General features: G+C 41.8%; 3 protein-coding genes. All 3 read left to right on the top strand.

Going from position 1 to position 1,929, the window contains the following annotated elements; all coding sequences use genetic code 11:
- The coding region (locus A0739_RS10510; RefSeq protein ID WP_231082591.1) for a hypothetical protein at positions 1 to 936 on the top strand (936 nt) is incomplete at its 5' end.
- On the top strand, positions 918 to 1,340 hold the full coding sequence (locus tag A0739_RS09725) for a hypothetical protein (protein WP_044020968.1): 423 nt from the start codon (positions 918 to 920) through the stop codon (positions 1,338 to 1,340). The genes A0739_RS10510 and A0739_RS09725, both read left to right, overlap by 19 nt.
- Positions 1,341 to 1,392: 52 nt before the next feature.
- Positions 1,393 to 1,929, top strand: a 537-nt coding sequence (locus A0739_RS09720) for a T7SS effector LXG polymorphic toxin (RefSeq protein ID WP_269139518.1), incomplete at its 3' end; no start/stop codon positions are given.

Raw genomic sequence — 1,929 nt, 5'->3', positions numbered from 1 at the left:
AATGTCTTTGTGACGGCGAGTGCCATCATGATTCCCATAGGGCAGACCCAGAGCGTTGTCAAGGGCTTGACCCAGTTTGCGATAGGGGAAGCCGGTGCCTATACAGCGGGTCAGGTTGCCTATCATGGGACTAAGCTCCTAGGTGGAAGCGAAGAAGATGCCCAAACCGCCAACTTTATCGGGAACCTGGTAGGAGGCTATGCGGCCTCCTCAGCAGCCAGCAAGTTTAGTCTCAATAAGGTGAAGGTAGAGGTCGAACCACCGAAGTATAACCGAGAACAGATTCTAAGAAATATAGAAGAAAGTAGGCTTGCGAGGGAGAGTTCAGGGTTTAAAGACTTTGCAACTCGAGAAAGATATCTAGAAAAAGTCTTTGACAAATTAACTCCTGAAGAAAGGGAATTGATTTTTAATATTTCTAAGGACTCACCGAAGGTTAAGTATAAAAATGGAGTAACACAAAAATCAATACTTGAAATAAATAAAGGGGATAGACCAAATCCTGAAGATATTTATAATTCAACCTATTTAAAAATGCACAACCAACAATTTAAGAATGGAGCATCCAGATTCCAAAAATTTCAACCTAGCGAAAATTGGAATGGAGGTATTGTTGGGGGGCGTGATGGTACAAGTTTCTGGTTGAGTAAAGAACATGCAGATATCATTGAAAAGGTTGCCAATGGAGATAATCGTCTTTATGAAATTATATTAGGATTTGATGAAGGTTATTTAGGAGACGGTCCACTTTATCGTTTGGATGTCACTCCAGAAGTAGTAGCGAAAAAAGGGATTTCAATACCAAGTGGGAATGAAGTTGGAGCCAATGACTGGTGGAGACCAACCGGACGAACTTTCCCAGGAGATATTCCAGAAGGTGTTATGGAAGATATTAGTACCAAGAGAGGAGAACATACATGGAACATAGTAAATTAGGCTGGGAAGATGTTATCCAGTTCGAAGAAGTAAAAGGTTATGGTCAGCACATTTGGAGAGATGGCAATCATCTTTATTACGTTACTGAGGAGGGAGGAATTGCCCCTCAGCGAGTGGTTTATGAATTACCAAACGAGTTGTTTGCCTTATTAGAAAGTGGGGAGAGAACGGAGTTAGAAGTATTAAGTAAACTTCAGACCGATCGTTGGCCACCGACGGAAGAAGAGAGAAAAGAGTCTAGAAGAAAATTTATAAGTAAATATCCAGCTTCTTTGATAGATGTCCCTAAAAATAGGAAGTTGTTTTCTAAGGAAGAACTTAAAGAGTTGATTCCAATTGCTGAGAAACAGTGGATTGAATCTGAAGGCAAACTTCCAGATGATTATGTATCACCATTGAAATAGCCTGTGAGGAACTTGTTTATACACTGTTAGTTGAAGGCAAGTTCCTGTTTTTATATTAAGTGCAAACCTCCAAGGTCAGGCCATCTCGAGTATGCGCAGATACCTAGTAGAGGTGCATGGGACTCTTCTTCAGACTCTGGTCAATCTGATGAATGACTACTCAACCAATCTCCTACTGTACAAGGACGGCTACTACCAGATTGATGGTGATCTTCATACAAAGCTACCTGGTCAGGAGTTTACGCGATTACATAGTGATTTGAAGGGTTCGAGGGATAAGTTAAAGAACGAGATTGAACTCTTAAACACGGCCAAGGACAAGATTTCGGACTTGGTGAGCTATGATGGAAGCAGTCATACCAGCACGGTCATGGACTATAACTTTCTGCTCAATCAGATCAAGAACTTGGACAGCTCCATCACTCAGTATGAAAGTAATCATGCGAGTCAGGATTTGGTCGCCTTTAAGGAACTTCTAGCTGCGACCAAGGCCTTGATAACAGAACATGCAGGGAAGACACGTACTGTAGGGACTTATCAGTCAGGAGATTTTGCCAAGCTCAAGTCTGTTCAACGCTTTGCGATAGCC

The organism is Streptococcus oralis, from assembly GCF_001588645.1.
GTDB classification, from domain to species: domain Bacteria; phylum Bacillota; class Bacilli; order Lactobacillales; family Streptococcaceae; genus Streptococcus; species Streptococcus oralis_AB.
This window is presented reverse-complemented; position numbering and strand designations above follow the sequence as displayed.

Bases quoted from the DNA above. Each gene is read 5' to 3' on its own strand.
- A0739_RS09725 (WP_044020968.1), top strand. From the start codon at position 918: ATGGAACATAGTAAATTAGGCTGGGAAGATGTTATCCAGTTCGAAGAA.